The sequence below is a fragment of the Vibrio sp. YT-19(2023) genome, assembly GCF_033337395.1.
The window spans coordinates 1-15,815 of the sequence record NZ_JAWOQN010000008.1 but is presented as its reverse complement, the minus strand read 5'-3'; the positions used below and the strand labels follow the sequence as shown (position 1 = coordinate 15,815).

Annotated in this window: 13 protein-coding genes and 2 pseudogenes; 11 read left to right on the top strand and 4 right to left on the bottom strand. The window is 43.8% G+C overall.

Going from position 1 to position 15,815, the window contains the following annotated elements; genetic code table 11:
* Nucleotides 1-10: 10 nt before the first annotated feature.
* On the bottom strand, nt 11-814 hold the full coding sequence (locus R7E78_RS07655) for an SDR family NAD(P)-dependent oxidoreductase (RefSeq protein ID WP_170896902.1): 804 nt from the start codon (nt 812-814) through the stop codon (nt 11-13).
* 228 nt (nt 815-1,042) lie between these two features.
* Between R7E78_RS07655 and R7E78_RS07650 the strand changes: the two genes are divergently transcribed.
* The gene (locus R7E78_RS07650; RefSeq protein ID WP_005373737.1) at nt 1,043-1,282 is read left to right on the top strand and encodes a YdcH family protein; all 240 of its coding nucleotides are present in this window, start codon (nt 1,043-1,045) and stop codon (nt 1,280-1,282) included.
* 73 nt (nt 1,283-1,355) lie between these two features.
* Here the strand turns inward: R7E78_RS07650 and R7E78_RS07645 are convergent.
* Nucleotides 1,356-2,035: pseudogene (locus R7E78_RS07645) on the bottom strand (cupin domain-containing protein).
* 208 nt (nt 2,036-2,243) lie between these two features.
* Between R7E78_RS07645 and R7E78_RS07640 the strand changes: the two are divergent.
* The 6 genes from R7E78_RS07640 (at nt 2,244) to R7E78_RS07615 (ending at nt 9,054) form a co-directional block, all read left to right on the top strand.
* Complete coding sequence (locus R7E78_RS07640) at nt 2,244-3,386, top strand: hypothetical protein (RefSeq protein ID WP_318057793.1); 1,143 nt, start codon at nt 2,244-2,246, stop codon at nt 3,384-3,386.
* Entirely contained in the window at nt 3,376-4,302 is a 927-nt protein-coding gene (locus R7E78_RS07635) for a metal ABC transporter solute-binding protein, Zn/Mn family (protein ID WP_318057792.1), read from the top strand. Before R7E78_RS07640 ends, R7E78_RS07635 begins: the two co-directional genes overlap by 11 nt.
* Nucleotides 4,303-4,305: 3 nt before the next feature.
* Complete coding sequence (locus R7E78_RS07630; protein WP_005373725.1) at nt 4,306-5,100, top strand: metal ABC transporter permease; 795 nt, start codon at nt 4,306-4,308, stop codon at nt 5,098-5,100.
* 299 nt (nt 5,101-5,399) lie between these two features.
* Nucleotides 5,400-6,119 (top strand): 3-oxoacyl-ACP reductase FabG, encoded by a 720-nt coding sequence (fabG, locus tag R7E78_RS07625; RefSeq protein WP_318057791.1) that lies wholly within the window; start codon nt 5,400-5,402, stop codon nt 6,117-6,119.
* Nucleotides 6,120-6,431: 312 nt separating this feature from the next.
* A complete protein-coding gene (locus tag R7E78_RS07620; protein WP_318057790.1) occupies nt 6,432-7,160 on the top strand; it encodes a hypothetical protein in 729 nt (242 codons plus the stop codon).
* A gap of 520 nt (nt 7,161-7,680) precedes the next feature.
* The gene (locus R7E78_RS07615) at nt 7,681-9,054 is read left to right on the top strand and encodes a carbohydrate porin (protein WP_213896688.1); all 1,374 of its coding nucleotides are present in this window, start codon (nt 7,681-7,683) and stop codon (nt 9,052-9,054) included.
* Nucleotides 9,055-9,117: 63 nt separating this feature from the next.
* Here R7E78_RS07615 and R7E78_RS07610 read toward each other — a convergent pair whose 3' ends face one another.
* Nucleotides 9,118-10,104: a LacI family DNA-binding transcriptional regulator gene (locus R7E78_RS07610; RefSeq protein ID WP_206970359.1), complete on the bottom strand. Its 987-nt coding sequence runs from the start codon at nt 10,102-10,104 to the stop codon at nt 9,118-9,120.
* 235 nt (nt 10,105-10,339) lie between these two features.
* Here R7E78_RS07610 and R7E78_RS07605 point away from each other — a divergent pair, with 235 nt between their 5' ends.
* From R7E78_RS07605 to R7E78_RS07595, 3 genes are all read left to right on the top strand, one after another.
* Nucleotides 10,340-11,779: a sucrose-specific PTS transporter subunit IIBC gene (locus R7E78_RS07605; protein WP_025767958.1), complete on the top strand. Its 1,440-nt coding sequence runs from the start codon at nt 10,340-10,342 to the stop codon at nt 11,777-11,779.
* Between the two features lie 165 nt (nt 11,780-11,944).
* Nucleotides 11,945-12,868 (top strand): aminoimidazole riboside kinase, encoded by a 924-nt coding sequence (locus R7E78_RS07600; protein WP_170890198.1) that lies wholly within the window; start codon nt 11,945-11,947, stop codon nt 12,866-12,868.
* 31 nt (nt 12,869-12,899) lie between these two features.
* Complete coding sequence (locus R7E78_RS07595; protein ID WP_318057789.1) at nt 12,900-14,354, top strand: sucrose-6-phosphate hydrolase; 1,455 nt, start codon at nt 12,900-12,902, stop codon at nt 14,352-14,354.
* 64 nt (nt 14,355-14,418) lie between these two features.
* Here R7E78_RS07595 and R7E78_RS07590 read toward each other — a convergent pair.
* Nucleotides 14,419-14,538 (bottom strand): annotated as a pseudogene (locus tag R7E78_RS07590) (dihydrofolate reductase); the annotation flags it as partial.
* Between the two features lie 253 nt (nt 14,539-14,791).
* Here R7E78_RS07590 and yghU point away from each other — a divergent pair.
* Entirely contained in the window at nt 14,792-15,649 is an 858-nt protein-coding gene (gene yghU / locus R7E78_RS07585) for a glutathione-dependent disulfide-bond oxidoreductase (RefSeq protein ID WP_005373705.1), read from the top strand.
* Nucleotides 15,650-15,815: the final 166 nt, after the last annotated feature.

Here is a 15,815-nt window from a genome sequence, read left to right as displayed (position 1 = left end):
TTAATTGTTATTAATAGAGTTTGCTTAGGATTAATTCAATACTATCAATTATCTGCTGTGTTTTGCTTTGATCTAATGCATCAGGGTGTGGGGGCGCGAATGCTTCAATGTCATTATCGAAGTACATACCATGCGCTTGAGCAAACTCTTCTGATAGCGCAGCGCGAGTTAGAATATCTGCTCCTAAGCGGATATCACCACCAGCAACCCCATAAGCATCTTTAACCATCTTACTACCTAGGAATGATTTTGGGTTTACTGATACCAACATAGGGCCAGTGTTCTTAAGCTTTAGTCCGATTGCTCGTGACCACATCGTTAATGCCAATTTGCTTTGGGCATATGCTTCGCCATCTGACAATGGTTTATTACCGACTAAAGCGCTAGTGTTTACTGTTGTTTGTGCAGCTGAAGACAAATTAACCACACGACCCGTATCACCGAGCAACGGCAATAGCTCTCTAGTGAGTAAGTAGGGAGCAATGGTGTTGACTGCGAAGCGTACATCAAGACCCTCTTTAGTTCTTGGATTTGGTGTTGCGTACACACCAGCATTGTTAATGATGACGTCTAAACGATTGAACCGTTCTGTTATCTCCATCACTATCTGTTTTACCGCATTGGGAGAGGATAAATCAGCAACAAGGCTTTCAACTTTACCACTTTTCATCTCCCTCAAACTTTGCTCAACTTGTTGAATTTTCTCTATATTCCGGCCATGGATTATTACGTGTTGTTCACGGTTAATTAACATTTTCGCGGTTTCTAAACCAATACCGTCAGTAGATCCAGTAACTAGAATTGTCTTTCGCATGATCGCTCTCATTGTTGAGGGTTATTATAGAACGATCATAGTGGCATCTTTTGCATTCGACTATTGAGACTAAAAAGAAAACACTTTCTAGGAAAAATTGAAAATAACTTTGTTGTTCTTTTTGTGGACGGTGCGACGAATTAACGTCTCATTAGATGCTACGGTTATACATGTGGTGCTCAAAAATTAGGCACTGTTTTGTACTCAAATAATAGCCAAGAGGTCTCTATGTTAGGTGAAAATCACTCATTAACTCATGAATTCCCAGAACATTTGGATACCATTACTCAGCTTACCGAAAACGATGCATCATTTGCTGAAACCGTTAAAAACTACAATGCTTTAGATAAGGAAATCCGCGTACTAGAACTTCAAGGAAGCCCGATTGATGATCACGAAATGAACGTGTTAAAACATAACCGGGCTGAGCTCAAAGACTGGCTCCACTCGCGAATAATGGGTTCTTAGTGACGAAATGATCATCGGCTCGTAAATTGCGGGCCGATTTTAGTTCCAATGGACGATGCCAAGTGTGCAAACATTAGGAGTGCTGAGCAGGAGCTTGGAGCGGCAGGTGACCAGTTTTTACCCAAATGATCGTTTCTTGCTCTACAAAAGGAAAATGCTCGCTCATATGTGGGCTTCGGATCCAAGAGAGAGCGGGATAGGTACCTAGCTCGTCTCTAAACTCTCCTGACAATACGAAAATTTCTTCACCACCAAAGTGACGGGGTGGTTGAAACTTCTCACCTTTTGGCCATTTAACCAACGCGACATGTTCGTGCTCAAAATGATGCAGAGGCATGACTTGCAACCCACCGACACCACTCTGCCAGCTCGCTTGGTTTGTATTAATGCGAACTGTTTCAAGATCCTCAGATTCGAACTGATTTAGTTTAACTAAAATCACACAGCCTTCTTTGCTAAATGGTGCGTGTTGACTTCCTGGAGGGTTACGAAGGTAAGTGCCGGCAGGGTAGTCACCGTATTCGTCAGAGAATACCCCCTCGAGCACCAATATTTCTTCTCCTTGAGGGTGAGGATGAGTCGAAAACTGCGAATTTGGCTCGTACTTAACGACGCTGGTGGGCTGGTGGTATGCCCTGATTCTTTGGCTTCTCGTTCCAAAGGTTTGCGCCACACACCTATGGAAGGGCTGGCGATCCATTCCTGTTGAGCAGTATCTATCACGATTCTTTTTGAAAAATCCATATTCAACATATTGAAATTCCATTACTTATTTAATTACTAATTCTCATTAGTATACGTATAAAAAACATCAATTGATTCATTTGTTGATAGCCCAATTCATGGATTGAGTTCGAACATGAAATCGGAGCCTAATTTAAATTTCTGCTTGTGTAATGAGAATTGTTATATTATAACATCGCAAAATTAAATGTTATAACATAACAAAAAGGAAAAAGTAATGAATAAGAAATTGGTGTCTCTCGTGATCGGTAGCATTTTTGCATCCCCTGTTTTTGCCGACACACTATCGAACCCACAGGTTGGTGTTGTTGTTGATGGCTACTACCAAGATGGCCAACGTCATAATTCTGAGCGCGAAGAAGGCTTTGGTCTAGGCCATACGGAATTAAACTTCTCATCAAATATCGACGACAAGTTTTACGGCGCATTGACCGCGGTTCTTGAAAGTCACGGTGATGAGACAGAATTAGAGCTTGAAGAGGCATTCATCGAAACTTTGGCATTGCCATATGGTGTAAATGTGCGCGCTGGCCGATTCCTATCTGACTTTGGTTATCTGAATAACCAACACATGCACACCGATAGCTTTGTCGAGCGTCCAATTGCTTATCGTACTTTCCTTGGCTCGCACTACTACGATGATGGTGTACGTGCAAACATCGTGTTGCCAACCGACCTTTACGTAAAATTTGGTGTAGAAGCGCTTAGTGGTAGCAAAATGTCTTCTGTCGAAGATGGTTCTGAAGTTGGCGTGTACACCACGACGCTGAAGCTTGGGAATGACTTCTCCGAATCTTCAAGTTGGCAGTTTGGTTTAAGTTACCTGCGCAACGAAAACGGCAAGGTTAAAGAGTTCGAAGATCACGACCACGGTCATGAAGAAGAGCATGATCACGATCACCATCATGGCGCAGCAGTGACAGGTGCGAACCTTTACGGGGCTGATTTTGTTTGGAAATGGGCACCAGACGGTAATTACAAATACAGCAACTTCACGCTATCGGCTGAATACATGCTGCTAGACGGTGTGGTAGACAGTAAATATAAAAACGATGCAGAGTCACCAGACAATTTAAGCGCATACTATGTTTCGGGCGTTTATCGCTTCAACCCAAGCTGGTCAGCAGGTCTACGTTACGGCGAAGCAGAAAGCTACGATGGTCATGCACACGGCGACCACATGCATTTCACTGAGCTGAATGATAAAGAAATGGATGCGATGATCGCATGGGATTCTTCTCATTTCGGTACTATCCGTGCGCAATACACTCGCATTGATAACCAAGACAGTGAGACAGACAACGTATTCACTCTGCAATACGTGATGACATTTGGAGCGCACGGTGCTCATGCGTTCTAAGCTAACATTGAATAAATGCAGCTTGGTGATGATGGCGGCAGGAGCTGCCATCATCTCTTCGCCAGCTTTGGCTCTCAACATTTTCGTTTGTGAGCCAGAATGGAAAGCCTTTCTTGAAAGCCACGCGCCAGATGCCAGTATTTATTCAGCGACAACGGTCAAGCAAGACCCACATTACGTACAAGCTCGCCCTTCTTTGATTGCGAAGATACGCCAAGCGGACATGGCAATGTGTTCGGGCGCAGAGCTAGAGGTGGGGTGGTTACCTATGCTGCAAGTTCGTAGCAGCAATGCGGCGGTGCAAAATGGTGCGCCGAGCATGATCTACGCGACGGACTTCGTGCGCATGTTAGATACTCATGCTCACGTTGACCGTAGCTTGGGAGATATACACGCTCACGGTAACCCACATGTTCAATTTGCGGCAAATGACATGATTCCATTATCTCGTAAAGTCACGGAGCGCCTAAAAGCGATTGATCCCGACAACGCACAAAGTTACCAAGTGAATGGTATGAAGTTTCGTGCTCATTGGCGTAAAAAGCTTAAAGAATGGAATGAGAAAGGGGCTGCTTTAAAGGGTAAGCAAGTTGTCGGTTATCACGCGACGTATCGTTATTTGTACGATTGGCTCGGAATGAAGCAGATTGCCGATCTCGAACCTAAACCGGGCATTTCACCGACCACATCTCACCTGCAATCACTTACCAAGTTAGATGCTGACAGTTTTGATGCGATTGTTTACTCTTCTCATCAGGATCAGCGTCCAGCGAACTGGTTGCAAGATCATACTGACAAACCTGTGATTCAACTGCCATTGACCGTTTCTGAGGGTGAAAGCTTAGATGAGATGTACGATCAGGTCATTGATGATTTACTGGATGTGTTAGTGCCACCCGTTCCTGTGAAGCTCTAAGTCATGGCGGATTATGCATGGCTTTTACCTGCGGTTTTGTGTGGTTTAATTGCGTTGGTTGGCAACATCGTACTGGGGCAGCAAGTTCTTAATCGTCAGATCATCTTTATAGATTTGGCGGTGGCGCAAGTCGCTGCATTGGGGGCAGCACTAAGCCACTACTGGTTGAGCCAATACGCGCTGTTCTCAGGCTCATTCTTTGGCGAAATGATTGGCCCTTGGGTGATGTCTTTGATGCTTTGCGGTTTGATCGCCTTAATGGAGAAACGATACCAGCAGCATTTAGAGCCCATGATTGGCAGCTTGTTTGTCGTGTCTGCATCGCTGGCAATCCTGCTGGTGAGCAAAGACCCACACGGCGGAGACTTTATTCAAGGCATTCTTAATGGGCAACTGTTATGGGCGACTTGGGCAGACGTTTGGCCTTTGGCACTCATTACCGCTGCGATGTTGCTATTGGTTTGGTTAAAACCTGCGTTTATGCGCGGTAGTGGTTTTTATCTGATCTTTGCTATTCTGATGCCCATTACGGTCAAGTTAACTGGCATTTATTTAGAATTTGCTTTGTTGGTGATTCCAGCTTTATGTGCGGCAGCATTGAAGGGAACTCGATTCTTTGTCGCCAGTATCAGCATTGGTATTGTTGGGATCTTATCGGGTATTGCCGCATCGGCTCGCTATGACTTACCGAGTGGTGCGAGTATTGTGATCACCCTGTTTATTGCTGGCATGTTGTTTAATCTCTTGCTTCAGCCTTTTCTGGTGAAAATAACAAAACCAGCTTTTGTAAGAGATTAAGAGACAAGTAATATTGGTCTGATGAAGTAGTATTTGATTAATCAGACCAATACTTTTCTATCCAAGTCCTCCAATCGTGTAACTTTGCGCCTTCCAACACACTTTCTTACGTTGATCTTGCCATAGTCATCAAGTTGCCTTGATTAGTTCACATCCGACTCCCAGACTGTTTCTATAGTTTTTATAAGATATAAAAGACCCTGCGTATGAGAAGCGCAGCTATAACGCGACTAGGCATAAAAACAAAAACGCTAGGGATACAAGCTAATTTGTAATCTCAACATTTAAGGAAGACCAAGATGAAACCGGAAAAAGTAGCAGTAGTCACTGGTGCGGCTCGTGGTATTGGCCAAGCGATTTGTGAGCAATTACTGGAGGATGGATTCCACGTAATCGGGCTAGACATATCGCCCGTGGAATGGAGTCAGTCGGCGCAGCTAAGCAGTTATCAAGTCAACTTGTGTGATGCCGAAGCCGTCAGTGAAGTAGTAGAAAGTGTTGTAGAGCAGCACGGAAGAATCGATGCTCTGGTTAACAACGCGGGCATCACTCGAGATGCATTGTTGCCAGATATGTTAGAGCAAGAATGGGACAGCGTGATCGACGTGAACCTAAAAGCGGTGTTCTTACTCACCCAACGTGTTGCTCCTGTCATGCTAGAGCAGGGTGTAGGTAGTATTGTCAGCATTTCTTCTATAGTGGGAACGGATGGTAATATCGGCCAGAGCAACTACGGCGCAAGTAAAGGCGGCGTCATCTCAATGAGCAAAGGCTGGGCGAAAGAACTTTCAAGAAAGGGTGCACAGATACGCGTCAACTGTGTCGCGCCAGGCTTTATCGCCACCGACATGACCAAGAACCTGCCAGAGAAAGTTATTCAAATGATGGAAGGCAAAACCCCATTAGGGCGCATGGGCTCAGTTCAAGATATCGCCAATGGCGTTTCTTTCCTAACCTCAGACAAGAGCGCCTACATCACAGGCCAAGTGCTCAAGATTGACGGTGGGTTGGTATTATAGCTCGCTAATCAAAATCTAAAATAAAAATGCCTTTTACTTATGTAAAGGGCTTTTTTGTTTGAGGAATGTTATTCGGGCTTTTGACACTTTCACTTTATTCGTTTCGCACTGCCGGACTTGTATGATTAAGTATAGAGTGAGTACACATAATTCACTTTTACATCGTTCTCTGTTATTAACCTAGATATGTAGCTAATCAAAAATTTTAACTTCGAAATAGAATAGCTGTTGAGGTATTAAAGTATGATTTTGTTGCCCATGGTATTAATTTAAATGATAATGCCAAGAAATAATTAACTTTGAATACTCACTATGTACTTAAAAACTGTACTGTTTAGCGCGTCAACTCTTCTTATTTTGGGTTGTAACTCCGAATCAACTAACCCATCTACTGAAGAAAGCGGATGGATAGTTGTAAGCTCTCACTCCGAGCCAAGAAAGCATCAGGTAATTTACGAAAAACATAGCAGGAAAGGTCTAAGTCTTGCCACTAACGTTCCGGATCTTGACCTGCCTTTAACTTACCAACTGGCGAACCAAATTATTGAGGTCAAAGAAGAGCTTACATTTGGTGAAAATATTGACGGGAATCGCCTAACTTGGAAAGCTATTGGCAATTCTAAACTTAGAGAAAATCAAGTCCACTACGGAGTTAATAAAGATTACTCAGCTTCTAATGAAGGTATTGCTATCGGTTATGTTAACTTTGAGTCGAGGTTTGAGGCTGAAGGACAGCTTGGAATCGAAAAGTTAGTAATTGCGATGTATAACGATGTCAAGAGTGTCGAATTTTACTCTGGATGGGATAGTTCTAAAATATCTTGTTACCAAAATACGTTTGATGAAGACTTAGCTTGTTACGGTGAAATTTTAATTAACGACGATATAGTTCAAGTTTTTGATAAATATCTGTCGTATGAATATGTAAACATGGTTTACGACACCGTTATGTCCAAAGGTCGAGAAGATATAATTGAGGCAGATTTTCAACATCAAATTAAATACTTACTAGTCGAAGAGAATAACGTTGAGATGCATTAGCTTGATTACTTTTTGGTAATGAGTGGCTTTTCGAAGCCGAAGTGACCATGAGCAAGATTATTAGATTTTACAAAACTCATTTATGTTCAAAAAATGAGTTTTGTAGATATTAAAATGCATGGAGCCAAATGCTCTCACTGATTCTATGAAGTTTTTTGTGCGCTCTAACCACAAGACAATCTATAAAAGACGTTGAGCCAACGTCTTTGCCACAATGCCACCTGTTAATAAGGCTTTCAATGCCTCTTTCTCATTACTATTCAAATGTGCGCTGGTTAATGATTTTTCTGTAAGTAACACAATTGAACGTGATAGAAGTAACAAAATCACCTCTTTGTGGTAACGTTCCCGAAAAGTTTATATATTATCGCCCTCATTGATATAAGTAGTAGAGACGCTCTGAGTACGAGCGCTCTGAAATTCAGGCTTTAGATAGACATTTAAAGTCACCATAAGTTTGCGATTTTTCTTGGGAACGTTTGCGATATGCCTAAGTATAAATTTACGTGAGACTATGGAAATGAAACTATACACTTTGACGATGGCAGTAGCGCTTGGACTGGTTACTGCACCTGTATTCGCAGCAACAGATGTTGACGCTCTTGAAAAGCGAATTAATGAATTAGAACAGAGACTTGAGCAGACAGAAAAAGCATCCACAGAAGCAAATGAGAAAGCCTCAAGCTTTGAGTTTCATGGCTACGCTCGTTCCGGGCTGCTCATTAATGATGATCTGAATGGTGCAGTGGGTACTGGTCCTTACATGACGGCAGCTGGTGCTATTGGCGCGCCAATTGGACGATTAGGGGTTGAGGATGATCATTATGTGGAAGCAAACCTTATTCACAAACGCTTTGCAGATGATGGTTCCAGCTCATTGTTCCGAATCATGTTGGCAGATAGTACGGAAACCAATAACGAATGGACAGCGAGTGAGAGTCAATTAAACGTTCGTCAGGTATATGCTGAGCTAAACAAGTTGAGCATGTTCTCTGAATCAAGTGCGTTTGCTGACGCGACGTTTTGGGCTGGTAAACGATTTGACCGTGATAACTTTGACATTCACTTCTTTGACTCGGATATTGTTTTCTTATCTGGCACTGGTGCTGGTGTGTATGACGTCCAAATGAGCGAATCATGGAAAGCAAACTTCTCGATCTATGGTCGTGATTTTGGTGAGATTGATAGCTCGTCAACGGATGTTGAAAACTATATCGCGACAATGAACAACCGCTTCGGTAATTGGCAATTGATGCTGAGCGGCATGACGTCAGCTGATAACAATGATCGCGTAGAAGGAGCAGCGGACAAAGGTTTACATGCGATGTTTGCCTACCATGGCGATAACTTCTTTGGCATGAGTGAAGGCTTCTCTAAAACCGGTATTTTGATGGGTGATGGATTGGGTGCGGAACTTAAAGGCATCGGTTCAAACGGAGATTTGTTAGAAGACGCAAAAGCCGTACGCTTGTTTAGCTATGGTGTAACACGCATCGGCGACAACTGGCGTGTAGCACCTGCGTTGCTAGCAGAACACAGCCAAGATCGCTTTGCTAAAAATGATGAATTTACGTGGGCATCGTTCAACATCCGCTTAGCGCAAGAGTTTACGCAGAACTTTGAGATGGTTTATGAAGGCTCATACCAATACATGGACCTAGACAATGCGATTGATAAAGCAAGTGGCAGTTTTTACAAAGCGACAATTGCACCAACGCTTAAGATGTCTACCGCTGCAGGTTTCTTTGACCGTCCGGAGCTACGTTTTGCAGTTAGCTACGTTGATTGGAGCGAAGACTTGAATGGCTACTCGATTAGCCAGGATGCGGGTGCTGCAACGATGGGTGATGGTGGTGAAGTTCTGTTTGCACTGCAAATGGAAACTTGGTTCTAAAGGGACCTAACCTACAAAGAGTAATAAGAAAAGCGCCAACTGACTTCAGTTGGCGCTTTTTCATTAACAGGACTGACGCTCAATAGTTTTGAAGGTTAGTACCATCTTACTCATTTCAAAACTTCTGTTGGCAATTCTATCTAGTAACAGTTTCGCACCATTTTCCCCTGCTTTATCAAATGCATAGTTAAATGTTGATAAGGTTGGGGTGCACACTGATGCGAGCTCATCATCACCAACGCCTAGCACTAAAACGTCTTTACCCGGTGTTAACCCGAGCTTTTGAATCGCTCTCATCGCACCGATAGCAATACGGTCTGTCGCACAGAACAAGCCATCTAGCTTAGGGTTCTTTGTTAAGTGTTGTTTTGCCAATGAATAGCCAGAATCGATGGTAAAGTCACCACGAGCATGGAAGGCGAGCTCAAAACCATGATGCTGTAGCGATTGAACAAATCCTTCAGAGCGTTGCTTATCTACCGCGATATCGTCACCTTGCACACCAATAAAACCCATAGTTTGGCAACCTTTTGCAACCAGTCTATTTCCCGCTTCAAACCCTACTCGTGCGTCATCATGAATGATGCTTGGAATGTTAAACATGGAACCATCTTGACCGACGAGCACAACTGGAACGGCTGAGTTTTGAATTGCTTTTACCAGCTTGGAATCGAGGTGGGTGGCGTAAAGAATGATCCCTTCAACCCGTTTTTGGTTAAAGATCTGAATGTATTCCAGTTCTTTTTCGTGGGCTTGGTGAGTGCTAGCAAGTAAGACATGTTTCCCGGCTTTTTCAAGGACATCGGTTAATCCATCGACACCTTGGGATGTGGCATGAGAGGAAACCCGAGGAACAATGACACCAACCAGATTGGTCTTTTGAGATTTTAGATCTTTAGCGACTTGGTTCGGCACATAGCCACACTCCGCTACTGCTTGGCGGACCTTCAGTTTTGTCGCTTCTTTTACGCCATATTCATCGTTTATAACCCGTGACACTGTTGATTTTGATACGCCAGCCAGACGGGCGACATCATGCAGACTCGCCATTGTTCCTATCCATTCTGTTTTTCGTTTTTGGGATTGTTTGCAAAGAGAAGATGAAAAGCTCTTTGATAAGTAGCGATTCTAACCTCCTATACTGCTCTTAGGGAGAGAATTTGACGATCATTCTCACATTCTCTCTGCTTTATCTTTGATCATTTGGTTTTATTGAGCAAAAATCTGTTTTGCAAACGTTCCCGAAAATTTCGCAAGCTCAGATAATAATCCAATGGGGTATGAAATGAATTATCCGGCAGTAGCAAAAGAGTTGTTAACTCTATTAGGTGGTAAAAGCAACATCACCGCACTTGCGCATTGTGCGACACGCTTACGCCTTGCCGTTGCAGATGAGCAAAAAATAGATGAACAAGCGATTGATAGCCTTGAAGGAGTAAAAGGGCAGTTCAAAGTTGCGGGTCAGTACCAAATCATTTTTGGATCAGGCATCGTAAACCAAGTTTATGCAGAAATGGCGAAGTTGACGGGGATGAGTGAAATGTCCACCAACGACGTTGCGTCTGCTGGCGCAGAGAAACAAAACATTGTTCAGCGCGCGGTGAAAGGGCTGTCTGATATTTTCGTCCCAATCATTCCCGCAATCGTCGCTGGTGGTTTGTTGATGGGTATCTATAACCTATTGACTGCTCAAGGCTTGTTCATTGATGGCAAATCTTTGATTGATGCCAACCCAGGACTGACAGACTTGGCGAACATGATCAACACGTTTGCGAACGCGCCGTTTGTTTACCTGCCTATTCTGCTGGCATTTTCAGCCAGTAAGAAGTTTGGCGGTAACCCATATTTAGGGGCGGCGCTAGGTATGTTGATGGTTCACCCTGACTTGCTGAATGGTTGGGGATTCGGCGGCGCATCTGTGTCTGGCAACATTCCGGTTTGGAATATTCTTGGCTTTGAAATCCAAAAAGTGGGTTACCAAGGTTCAGTGTTACCAGTTTTGGTATCGGCATTCATTCTTGCGAAGGTTGAGCTAGGCTTACGTAAAGTCATACCTTCTGTTTTAGACAACCTTTTAACGCCATTACTGGCGATTTTCATAGCGGGTTTGCTAACGTTTACTGTCGTCGGTCCGTTCACGCGTGATATCGGTTTCCTATTAGGTGATGGTCTGAACTGGCTATACAACACAGCTGGCTTTGTTGGTGGTGCGGTATTTGGTCTTATCTATGCTCCATTTGTTATTACTGGTATGCACCACAGCTTCATTGCGATTGAAACGCAACTTCTTGCGGATATTGCGACGACGGGCGGCACCTTTATCTTTCCTATTGCGGCGATGTCTAACGTTTCTCAAGGTGCAGCAGCGTTGGCGGTGGGCGTGATGAGCAAAGATAAGAAGATGAAAGGTATCGCGATTCCATCTGGTGTTACGGGTTTGCTGGGTATTACAGAGCCAGCCATGTTTGGTGTTAACTTAAAGCTACGTTACCCATTTATTGCGGCAGTTTGCGCCGCGGCGTTATCGAGCGCGTTCATTACAATGTTTAATGTAAAAGCTCAGGCATTGGGTGCAGCAGGACTTCCAGGCATCATTTCTATTACGCCAGAGAAGATTGGATACTACATCGCGGGTATGGTGATCGCGTTCTTGACCGCATTTGTTCTCACCATTGTTCTTGGTATGCGTGACCGCGCTAAAGTCGGTAGAAAAGCAGCGGCTTAATCTGAACTCCTTAAGGGTGGAGTCCCCCAAAATCCACTTCTTTTCCTAAATGTTTGGGGTGCTAGCCAAGCACTAATGGCTTGGCTAGCCTTTTTCAATTTTTACTTGGTAGTGAAGGTGTTCAACACGTTGGACTATCAGGGCTTTAATTTCAAGGTAAGCAAGATGAATCAAGTGTGGGTAACTGGTGATGCTGTTGTCGATCTAATACCGGAATCTGAGACTTCTTTACTCAAATGTCCCGGAGGTGCACCAGCGAATGTCGCCGTAGCAATTGCTCGTCTATCTGGTAAGAGTGCGTTTTTTGGACGTGTAGGTGATGACCCATTTGGTCGCTTCATGCAATCAACGCTCGATCAAGAGGGCGTGAGCACGGAGTTTCTCGTTAAAGATCCTGAGCAAAGAACATCAACAGTGGTGGTGGATTTAGACGAGCAAGGTGAGCGCAGCTTTACGTTTATGGTAAAACCGAGCGCTGATCAGTTTATGTCTGTTGAAGACATCCCAAACTTTAAGCAAGGTGACTGGCTACACGTTTGCTCAATTTCACTGGCAAATGAGCCAAGTAGAAGCAGCACATTTGAGGCGATCAAAAGAGCAAAAGCCGCTGGTGGTTTCATTAGCTTTGACCCTAACTTGCGTGATGAAGTGTGGCAAGATCAATCAGAAATCCAAGCTGTCGTGATGAAGGCTGTAGCGATGGCCGATGTGGTTAAGTTCTCTGAAGAAGAGCTTTTGTTCTTAACTGACTCAACGTCGATGGCGCAAGGTTTAAAACAAATAGCCTCTTTGAATATTGCTTTGGTCTTGGTGACACAAGGTGCGAAAGGTGTTTGGCGCGTCTTTGAAAGTCAGAGTGAACTGATCACAGGTCAAGTCGTTAGTCCGATTGATACCACAGGTGCGGGTGATGCTTTTGTCGGAGGGCTACTGGCATGCCTGTCTCGGTATGACGATTGGAAAAATCATCCTGTTGTTAGCTCTGCGATTCAATGGGCAAATGGCTGTGGTGCATTAGCGACGACGCAAAAAGGCGCAATGACCGCACTTCCGACCCAGACAGAATTGCTGCAATTTATTGGGCAATGATCTCCAGATCCAATTTCAGTTGAGAAAAATTATGAGCTTAAACAACCGTTGGACTGTAGAGCAAAGATATCGCCGACTTGAGCAAATCCCTCAGTGTGATATCGAAGAAATGACACTTTCACGTCAGCAAGATAAAGGCTTTCCTAGTTTTCATATCGCCCCTAGATTTGGGCTGTTAAATGACCCAAATGGGTTGTGCTATTTCAATGGTGAGCACCACATCTTTTACCAGTGGACGCCTGTGGGGCCAGTCCATGGAATGAAGTATTGGTACCACCTTTCTACTAAAGACTTCATCCATTTTACTGATCATGGTGTTGGTCTTCATCCAGACCAAGACTACGATTCACATGGTGTTTATTCTGGTGGTGCTTTGGTGGAAAACAACAAGGCTTTGCTGTTTTTTACTGGCAACAAGCGTGACCAAAACTGGAATCGAATCCCAACACAGTGTTTTGCCACCATGGATTCAAACGGCAACATTGAAAAGCATGGTGTGGTCATTGAGAACGAACATTACACGGAGCACTTTCGTGATCCAAAAGTTTGGAAGAAAGGCGACGACTATTTGATGGTGGTGGGTGCTCAAACCAAAACCGAGCATGGTTCAATGGCGCTCTATCAAAGCAAAGATTTGAAAACGTGGCAGCATAAAGGTCCTATCAAGACCAAGTTTTCTGACCTTGGGTACATGTGGGAGTGTCCTGATTTCTTTGAGATTAATGGTCAATCGGTGATGCTGTTTTCTCCACAGGGCGTGAGCAGTAATAATCCTTATGATTTCAAAAACATCTATTCTGTTGCGTATATCGTGGGTGATCAGTTGAACCTAGAGTCGATGATTTTAGAAAACCACCAAGATATTTTGCAGCCAGATTATGGGTTTGATTTCTACGCCCCACAAACCTATTTAGATGAGAATGGGCGTCGCATTCTTATTGCATGGATAGGGTTGCCAGAAATCGACACACCATCGGTCACACACCAGTGGGCAGGAATGTTGTCTCTTCCTAGAGAACTAACATTGAAAAATGGTTTTCTTGTTCAAACTCCACTCCCTGAATTGGAGAGTTTAAGAAAAGAAGAGGTGGTCTTTGCACAATCCCATACACTGGAAAGCACAAGTTGTTTGATCCAATTAGACCTTGAGGGCGATGGCTTTGAACTTGAGCTGAGTAACCTCAAAGGTGACAACATCGTCTTCAGTGCGACAGAGCACGAGTTTATGCTGGACCGTCGTCACATGTCTCATTTGTATGCAGAAGAATTTGGTAGCATTCGAAAAGCACCAAGATTGGACGCTAAGCAGACGATTGATATATATATCGACAATTCTGTCATCGAGATTTTCATTAATGGTGGCAAACACACGATGACCAGTCGTTTCTTTATTGATGACCTTAGTAAAGTAACGTTGATAGGTTTGGAAGAAGCAAGGCTTTTCCCTTTGAAAGGTATAACGGGTTTGTTTGAATCAGCTAAGTAACGGTTTCGAATACATTAAAACGCCCTTCATTGGTTTAGTGAAGGGCGTTTTTCTTTCTGACTATCTAACTTAACTGCCTATCACGCACGTAAGTTGTTTGAACTAAGGTATCCAAAACAACGTCACTCTTGGTGACTTTGAAGTTCAACGGTTGCTCCAAATCCCCAAACAGAGGTGTGCAGCCGAGTGTCGCTTACTCATCGTTGGCATCTCGAACCTAGTTCACATTACCGTGACGTTTTTACTTATAGCGTGAAAGAAAATCCCATAACCAAAGGTTCTAACTAAAAGAGATTGCAGGACTTTTATTTAGCGAATTCGACCTAATATCTTGAGTATGCCTAATCGCAGTTGGCGAAGAGGTGATGTTAATAATGCTTGCTGGCGCGTAAGACCCGTCAGTTTGAAGATGCATTCAAACACAATAAGGGAAAACAATGGCTAACGAATACATTCCACCAAAAGTTTGGACAAACGATAATGAAAACGGCGGTCAGTGGGCGAGCATCAACCGTCCGGATTCTGGCGCACGTCATGAGCAAGAGCTTCCAGTTGGTGAGCACCCATTCCAACTTTACTCAATGGGTACCCCAAATGGTCAGAAAGTGACGATCATGTTTGAAGAGCTTTTAGCGGCAGGCGTAACGGCAGCAGAATACGATGCGTACCTGATTAAGATTGGAGATGGTGACCAGTTTGGCTCTGGCTTTGTAGCTGTTAACCCAAACTCAAAAATTCCGGCATTGGTTGACCGTTCGGGTTCTGAGCCAGTGAACGTGTTTGAATCTGGCAACATCTTGTTTTATCTAGCAGAGAAATTTGATCATTTCTTACCAAAAGAAGGCGCTAAGCGTGCTGAGGTAATGAACTGGTTATTCTGGCTGCAAGGTTCTGCGCCATACCTAGGAGGTGGTTTTGGTCACTTCTACGCGTACGCACCAGAGAAGTTCGAGTACCCAATCAACCGCTTTACAATGGAAGCAAAACGTCAGTTAGATGTATTAGACAAGCGTCTTGCGAACAATGAATTCCTAGGTGGCGATGAGTACAGCATCGCTGATATCGCAACATGGCCATGGTACGGCAACCTTGTGTTGGGTCGTGCTTACGATGCGGCTGAATTCTTAGACGTAGAAAGCTACAAAAACGTTGTGCGTTGGGCAAAAGTAATTGATGAGCGTGAAGCGGTAAAACGTGGTCGAATTGTGAACCGTTCATGGGGTGAAGAATGGGAGCAGTTACCTGAGCGCCACAGCGCAGAAGATATTGATAAAGTATTGAAACTTAAACCATAAGCAATCTTGGCCTAGCTACGTCAAATGAGTTTAGTTTTATCTATGCTTATACAGTGACCTTAATCAAATCTATAGCGCACCATATACGGTGGGCTTTGTTGCGTAATTCAGACGAGAAACCAAACCTCCTAAAGTTGACCGACTTTTATACAATATACTGAGTTTC